General features: G+C 72.7%; 5 protein-coding genes. 4 read left to right on the top strand and 1 reads right to left on the bottom strand.

Translation table 11 applies throughout. The annotated features are described in order from the left end of the window. Positions 1 to 3: 3 nt before the first annotated feature. Positions 4 to 1,611, bottom strand: coding sequence for a PucR family transcriptional regulator (locus tag ACFU7Y_RS09730; protein ID WP_224277651.1), 1,608 nt, complete (start codon positions 1,609 to 1,611; stop codon positions 4 to 6). Positions 1,612 to 1,909: 298 nt separating this feature from the next. On the opposite strand from ACFU7Y_RS09730, the gene ACFU7Y_RS09725 reads away from it, so the two are divergent. From ACFU7Y_RS09725 to ACFU7Y_RS09710, 4 genes are all read left to right on the top strand, one after another. Further along, a complete protein-coding gene (locus tag ACFU7Y_RS09725; protein WP_224277653.1) occupies positions 1,910 to 2,797 on the top strand; it encodes a xanthine dehydrogenase family protein subunit M in 888 nt (295 codons plus the stop codon). Next, complete coding sequence (locus ACFU7Y_RS09720) at positions 2,794 to 3,282, top strand: (2Fe-2S)-binding protein (RefSeq protein ID WP_380767218.1); 489 nt, start codon at positions 2,794 to 2,796, stop codon at positions 3,280 to 3,282. The genes ACFU7Y_RS09725 and ACFU7Y_RS09720 overlap by 4 nt, the downstream gene beginning before the upstream one ends. Before the next feature lie 23 nt (positions 3,283 to 3,305). Next, the gene (pucD, locus tag ACFU7Y_RS09715) at positions 3,306 to 5,657 is read left to right on the top strand and encodes a xanthine dehydrogenase subunit D (protein WP_380767226.1); all 2,352 of its coding nucleotides are present in this window, start codon (positions 3,306 to 3,308) and stop codon (positions 5,655 to 5,657) included. A 271-nt stretch (positions 5,658 to 5,928) separates the two neighbouring features. Further along, positions 5,929 to 7,410 (top strand): NCS2 family permease, encoded by a 1,482-nt coding sequence (locus ACFU7Y_RS09710; RefSeq protein ID WP_380767216.1) that lies wholly within the window; start codon positions 5,929 to 5,931, stop codon positions 7,408 to 7,410. The last annotated feature ends 68 nt before the right edge of the window (positions 7,411 to 7,478 follow it).

Genomic DNA, 7,478 nt, shown 5'->3' with positions numbered 1-7,478 from the left:
GCGTCAGGCCAGTTCCAGCGCCAGGTAGAAGTCCACCCGGTCCTCCAGCCGGGAGAGGTCACGTCCGGTCAGCTCCTCGATCCGGCCGATCCGGTACCGCAGGGTGTTCACGTGGACGTGCAGCTGCGCGGCGCAGCGGGTCCAGGAGCCGTCCGAACGCAGGAAGGCCTCCAGGGTGCGGACCAGGTCCGCCTGGTGCTCGATGTCGTACGCGATCACCTTGTCCAGCAGCCGGCTGCGGAAGGCGCGGCGCACCTCGTCCGGGACGGCGGCCAGCAGCAGCACGTGCGAGGCGAGTTCCTCGGGGCCCGCGACGCAGACCCGGCCGACCCGGGAGGCGGCGATCCGGCGGGCGTGCCGGGCCTCCTCCAGGGCGCCGCGCAGGCCGCCGGCCTCGGAGGCGGGAGCGGAGACCCCGAGGGTGATCCGGCCCTCCGAGCCGAGCCCGGCCTCCAGCGGGGCGAGCAGTTCGCGCAGGGTGTCGGCGGGCACCGGGCCTTCCAGGGCGGGCAGCACCACCACCGCGCCGATGCCCGTCCCGGCGACCAGCGCGCGGTCGGTGATGCCGCCGAGCGCCTCCTCCAGCACCGCCCGTACGGCGCCCTCCGGCAGGCCGGTGCCCTCGGCGCTGAGCACCAGCCAGGAGCCCTCCTCCGCCTGGGACTTGGACTCGGGGATCTCGTAGCGGGCGGCCATCGCCGAGGAGGCGTAGAGGGTGCGGCTGATCTCGGCCGGGTCGGCGTCGCGGCGCAGCAGGGCGAGCACCTCGTCGGCGAGCCGGCGGCGCAGCCGGCGGCCCTCGTCGCGGCGGTGGCGCTCGGCGGCGACCAGCCGGGCCAGGTTCTCGGCGAGCTGCTGGCGCTTGGTGGTCCACTCGGTGACGTCGCCGGCCACCGCGAGCACCCAGTCGGCCAGCGCGCATTCGGCCTGCGGCGCGTCCTGCTCGGCGGAGGCCGGGGCGGGCAGCAGCGAGTAGGAGCCGGCCGCCAGCCGGACCCGGTGCGGGGGGCGGCGGCGCTGGCGCTGGGCGGCGAGGTGGGCGCGGACCAGCTGGTCGCGGTCCTGGGCGGAGAGCCGGTCCGCGGGGCCGGCGATCACCGCGCCGGTCGGGGTGAGCACCCAGCAGTCCAGGTCGAGGTCGCCGCCGAGCAGGTCCAGCACCGCGTCCAGTCCGCCGCCGCCGGCCGCCGAGACCAGCAGGCGGTGTCGGTCGACCAGGGCGGCGAGGTCGGCCGCGCGGTCGGCGGAGACCTGGCGGCCGATGAACTCGGTCACGGTGCCGAAGGCGATGTCGTCGGGGACGGCGAGCAGCGGCATCCGGTGCCGGCGACAGGCCTCGACCAGGTCCTCGGGCACCGGGCCGACCTCGGCCTCGCCGGCGGCCAGGGCGACCGCGCCGCCGGCCGCGAGGGTGCGGACGAAGCGCTCGGAGTCGGCCGGGACGGTGCGCCAGAGCATGCCGGTGAGCACCAGTTCGCCGCCGTGCAGGTAGCGGCCCGGGTCCTGGAGGTCCGTCGTCATCACACCGCTGACCTGCCGGTCCAGCTCTTCCTCGGCCGCGAGCAGGCGCAGTCGCGGGGCGCCGGGGGCGAGCAGGTCACGGACGCGCATCCGCGGACTCCTTAACGGGGCTGGGGGGAGGGATGAAGGGGTAACGATAGGGCCTGGCCGAACGGGTGTGCGCGCGGGCCCGTAGCCCGCGCGTCACGGCCGGATTACGGTCGTAGGTAGCACCCGGTGAACACCTGGGCTGCGAGATTCTCCTCCTTAGAGGAACGTACAGGATGCCGGGCGGGCTCACAGCCGGGGCTTCATGCCATCGGTGACTGCCAGTGGGCCGCGTCACAGCGGTTCACTGGGCGACACGCCGCCGGACACCCGGCGGGCGACGACTTGAGGAGACACCCGCATGGAGTTTCTTCGGCCCGCCACCTGGGACGAGGCGCTCGCGGCGAAGGCCGAGTACCCGACCGCGCTGCCCGTCTCGGGCGGCACGGACGTCATGGTCGAACTGAACTTCGACGTGCACCGGCCATCCGCCATTCTCGACCTGAACCGCATCGCCGAACTCGCCGAATGGTCGAACGACGGCAGCGTCGTCAGGCTCGGCGCCGCGGTCCCGTACGCCCGGATCATCGCGGAGCTGTCCGCTCCGCTGCCCGGGCTGGCGCTGGCGGCCCGCACCGTCGGCTCGCCGCAGATCCGCAACCGCGGCAGCGTCGGCGGCAACCTCGGGGCGGCCTCTCCGGCCGGCGACTCGCACCCGGCGCTGCTGGCGGCCGGGCGGGACGTGTTCGTCGAGGCGGTCTCGGTGCGCGGCACCCGGCTGATTCCGATCGACGACTTCTACGTCGGGGTGAAGCGCAACAGCCTGGAGGCCGACGAGCTGATCCGGACCGTGCACATCCCGGTGGCGGACGGACCGCAGCAGTTCTCGAAGATCGGCACCCGCAACGCCATGGTGATCGCGGTCTGCGCGTTCGGCTTCGCCCTGCACCCCCGGAACGGAACCGTCGGCACCGGCATCGGCTCGGCCGCCCCCACGCCGCGGCGCGCCGTCGAGGCCGAGGAGTACCTCCAGAACGTGCTCGCCGAGCGCGGCCTGTGGGAGTCCGGGGAGCTGCTGGGCACCGAGGTGGTCCAGCGCTTCGGCGAGCTGGTGAAGGCCGCGGCCTCGCCGATCGACGACGTCCGGGGCACCGCCGACTACCGCCGGCACGCGCTCGCCGTGATGGCCCGCCGCACCCTCACCTGGACCTGGACCGACTACAGCAAGCAGATCAGGAGCGCGGCATGAGGGTCACTTTCACCGCCAACGGCAGGCCGGTCGAGGCCGACGACGTGTGGGAGGGCGAGAGCCTGCTGTACGTGCTGCGCGAGCGGGTCGGCCTGCCGGGCTCGAAGAACGCCTGCGAGCAGGGCGAGTGCGGCTCCTGCACGGTCTACCTGGACGGCGTCCCGGTCTGCTCCTGCCTGGTCGCGGCCGGCCAGGTGCAGGACCGCGAGGTGCGCACGGTCGAGGGCCTGAGCACGGAGGACGGCGAACTGGGCCTGGTCCAGCAGGCGTTCGTCGACGCCGGCGCCGTCCAGTGCGGCTTCTGCACCCCCGGCCTGCTGGTGCAGACCGACGCGCTGCTGGAGGACGACCCGCAGCCGAGTGACGACGACATCCGCGAGACGCTGTCCGGCAACCTGTGCCGCTGCACCGGCTACGAGAAGATCATGGACGCGGTGCGGCTGGCTTCGGCCCGCAAGTGCGCGGGGAAGGCCGGTGCGGCGTGAACGAGCGGACCATCCAGCGGACCATCCAGGGGCAGAAGAACCTCCAGAACATCAACCAGGCGTCCAAGGACGGCATCGGCGGCTCGCCGCTGCGCCCGGACGGCAACCTGAAGGTCCGGGGCGAGTTCGCCTACTCCTCCGACCTGTGGCACGAGGACATGCTCTGGGGCACGGCGCTGCGCTCGCCGCACCCCCGGGCGAACATCCTCTCGGTGGACATCTCCGAGGCGCTCAAGGTGCCCGGGGTGCACGCGGTGCTGACGCACGAGGACATCCCCGGTTCCAAGTACTACGGCCTGGAGATCCAGGACCAGCCGGCCCTGGCCATCGACAGGATCCGGTACCACGGCGAGGCGATCGCGCTGGTGGCCGCCGACCATCCGGAGACGGCCCGCCGCGCGGTGAAGAAGATCGCGGTCGAGTACGAGGTGCTCACCCCGATCGTCACCGAGGAGCAGTGCCTCGACCCGGAGACGCACGGGTACGTGCACGAGCCGCACGAGTACAAGTCCCATGCGCACGGCAACATCTGCCACGAGCAGAAGCTCGTCTCCGGCCTGGGCGTGACCGACGAGGTGCGGGCGCTGGCGGACGTGATCGTCAGCGGCGACTACGAGGTCGGCATGCAGGACCAGGCCTTCCTCGGCCCGGAGTCCGGCCTCGCGGTGCCCGCCGAGGACGGCGGCATCGACCTCTACGTCGCCACCCAGTGGCTGCACGTCGACCGCCAGCAGATGGCGCCGGTGCTCGACCTGCCGGAGGAGAAGATCCGGCTCACCCTGGCCGGCGTCGGCGGCGCGTTCGGCGGCCGCGAGGACCTGTCGATGCAGATCCACGCCTGCCTGCTGGCCCTGCACACCGGCAAGCCGGTCAAGATCGTCTACTCCCGGGACGAGTCCTTCTTCGGCCACGTGCACCGCCACCCGGCGCGGATGCACTACGAGCACGGCGCGACCCGGGACGGCAGGCTGGTCTTCGCCGACTGCCGGATCGTCCTGGACGGAGGCGCGTACGCCTCCGCCTCCCCCGCCGTGGTCGGCAACGCGGCCTCGCTCGGGCACGGCCCGTACGTGATCCCGAACGTGCGGATGCACGCCATCGCGCTGTACAGCAACAACCCGTCCTGCGGGGCGATGCGCGGCTTCGGCGCGGTGCAGGCGGCGTTCGGCTACGAGTCGCAGATGGACAAGCTGGCCGCCGAACTGGGCATGGACCCGGTGGAGTTGCGGCAGCTCAACGCGATGTCCGAAGGCGACTTCATGCCCACCGGCCAGCAGATCGACTCGCCCGCGCCGGTGGCCGAACTGCTCCGGCGGGCCAAGGAGATGCCGCTGCCGCCGCCGCTGGACACCGAGCACCCGGACCTGCGCCGGCTGCCCGGCGCGCTGTCCAACACCTCGCACGGCGAGGGGATCGTGCGCGGCGTCGGCTACTCGGTCGGCATCAAGAACGTCGGCTTCTCCGAGGGCTTCGACGACTACTCCACCGCCCGGGTGCGGCTGGAGGTGATCGGCGGCGAACCGGTCGCCATGGTGCACACCGCGATGGCCGAGGTCGGCCAGGGCGGCGTCACCGTGCACGCCCAGATCGCCCGCACCGAGCTGGGCGTCGAGCAGGTCACCATCCATCCGGCCAACACCGAGGTGGGGTCGGCCGGTTCGACCTCCGCCTCGCGCCAGACGTACATGACCGGCGGCGCGGTGAAGCTGGCCGCCGAGGCGGTGCGCCGGGAGCTGCTCGACAGGGGCCGTCGGCGCTACGGCTGGACCCACGACGACCTGGCGCTGGCCGGCGGCAAGGTGGTCTCGAAGAGCGCCGGGGTGCTGGTCTCCATGGCCGACCTGCTCGGCGACGAGGCCGTCGACCTCACCTGCGAGCACCACCACCGGCCCACCCAGCCCTTCGACAAGGAGACCGGTCAGGGCTTCGGCCACGTCCAGTACAGCTTCTGCGCCAACCGTGCGGTGGTGGACGTGGACGTGGAGCTCGGCCTGGTCAAGGTGGTCGAGCTCACCGCCGTCCAGGACGTCGGCAAGGCGCTCAACCCGCTCTCCGTGGTCGGCCAGATCCAGGGCGGCTGCACCCAGGCCCTGGGCCTCGCGGTGATGGAGGAGATCATCGTGCGGGATGGCAAGGTGCGCAACGCCTCCTTCACCGACTACCTGATCCCCACCATCCTGGACACCCCGCCGATCCCGGTGGAGGTGCTCGAACTGCCCGACCCCAACGCCCCGTACGGGCTGCGCGGGGTCGGCGAGGCGCCGACAGTCTCGGCGACGCCGTCCATCGTGGCCGCCATCCGCAACGCCACCGGGCTGGCGCTCAACCGGATCCCGGTCCGGCCGGAGCACCTGACCACCGAACAGCCGGGCTGAGCGCCGAACCGCCGGGAACAGCCTGCCCGTCGGCACTCCCCCGGGGCGGTGACCGTCCTCCCCGCCGCCCCGGGGCACCCCCACCCCCACCTCCGCTGCCCTGCCCGCGCCGGGGTTCGCAGCGGTGCGCACCACGCTCGGATGCACCGCCGGCACTCCCCTCGTCTCGCGAGTGCCCCCAGTGAGTCGATACGTCCCCCTACGCCGCTTCGTTGACCGGCAGTCAGGTCGGCTCGCCCACCCCAACCCCCTTTGACACTTGGGAGTGGACATGACCAGGATCCCCACGGAGCCCGGCACCACCGAAGACAGACCCGTCGAGGACGACACCCACCCGTCGCCCCCGGCACCACGCCCCACCGGCGCACTGGACGCCTACTTCAAGATCTCGGCCCGGGGATCGACCCTCGCCGACGAACTGCGCGGTGGGCTCACCACCTTCATGGCGATGGCGTACATCATCCTGCTCAACCCGCTCATCCTGAGCGGCGCGGACGTCACCGGCGTCAAGCTGGACCACGCCGCGCTGACCACCGCCACCGCGCTGGCCGCCGCCGTCACCACCGTCCTGATGGGCCTGGTCGGCAATGTGCCGCTCGCCCTCGCCGCCGGGCTCTCGGTCTCCGGCGCGGTCTCCGCGCTGGTCGTCCCGCACACCACCTGGCCGCAGGCCATGGGCCTGTGCGTGATCTACGGCCTGCTGATCGTGCTGCTGGTGGTCTCCGGACTGCGCGAAAGGATCATGAACGGCATCCCGCTGCCACTCAAGCACGCCATCACCATCGGCATCGGCCTGTTCGTCACGGTGATCGGCCTCTACAAGGCCGGGTTCATGCACACCGGTGGTCCCACCCCGCTCTCGCTCGGCCCGACCGGCGAGCTGGCCGGCTGGCCGGTGCTGGTCTTCTGCGTCACCCTGCTGACGATCTTCGTGCTGATGGCGCGCGGCGTCCGCGGCGCGATCCTGATCGGCATCGCCGGCGGCACCGTGCTCGCGATGATCGTCAACAAGGCCGCGCACGTGCCGGCCGAGGCCTGGAAGAACTCGGTGCCGGTCTGGCCCGGCAGCCCGGTCTCCGCACCCGACTTCAGCCTGTTCGGCGACGTCGACCTGTTCGGCGCGTTCGGCGGCCGCGGCATGGGCGCGATCAGCGCCTCGGTCGCGGTGTTCACCCTGGTGCTGGCCGGCTTCTTCGACGCGATGGCCACCATCATCGGCGTCGGCACCGAGGCCGGACTGGCCGACCGGCGGGGCCGGATGCCCGGGCTGTCCAAGGCGCTGTTCATCGACGGCGCGGGCGGCGCGGTCGGCGGCCTGGCGGGCGCCTCCGGGCAGACCGTCTTCGTCGAGTCCGCCACCGGCGTCGGCGACGGCGCCCGCACCGGGCTCGCCTCCACCGTCACCGGCGCCCTGTTCGCGCTGATGCTGTTCTTCTCGCCGATCGCCGGGATCGTCCCGGTCGAGGTGGCCTCGGCCGCCCTGGTGGTGATCGGCTCGATGATGATGAGCCAGGCCCGGCACATCGACTGGTCCGACCGGGAGGTGGCCGTCCCGGCCTTCCTCACCTGCGCGCTGATGCCGTTCACGTACAGCATCACCGCGGGCGTCGCGGCCGGCGTCATCTCGTACACCGCCATCAAGGCCGGGCTGGGGCGCCCGCGCGAGCCCGGGCCGCTGATGTGGATCCTCACCGCGGTGTTCGTGGTGTACTTCGCGATCACCCCGATCAAGTCCTGGCTGGGCGTGCACTAGCCGTCCGCACCGCCGGCCGGGCGCCGCCGCCGCTCGGGCGCCGCCGCACTGGGCACTACCGCCGCCGT

The sequence above is a fragment of the Kitasatospora sp. NPDC057542 genome (genome assembly GCF_042801945.1).
In the GTDB taxonomy this organism is placed as follows: Bacteria; Actinomycetota; Actinomycetes; order Streptomycetales; family Streptomycetaceae; genus Kitasatospora.
The sequence above is the reverse complement of the archived record's forward strand: the minus strand, read 5'-3'. Positions and strand labels throughout refer to the sequence as shown.

Coding starts and splice junctions, on each gene's coding strand:
- ACFU7Y_RS09730 (WP_224277651.1), bottom strand. CDS start 1,611: ATGCGCGTCCGTGACCTGCTCGCCCCCGGCGCCCCGCGACTGCGCCTG.
- ACFU7Y_RS09725 (WP_224277653.1), top strand. CDS start 1,910: ATGGAGTTTCTTCGGCCCGCCACCTGGGACGAGGCGCTCGCGGCGAAG.
- ACFU7Y_RS09720 (WP_380767218.1), top strand. CDS start 2,794: ATGAGGGTCACTTTCACCGCCAACGGCAGGCCGGTCGAGGCCGACGAC.
- ACFU7Y_RS09710 (WP_380767216.1), top strand. CDS start 5,929: ATGACCAGGATCCCCACGGAGCCCGGCACCACCGAAGACAGACCCGTC.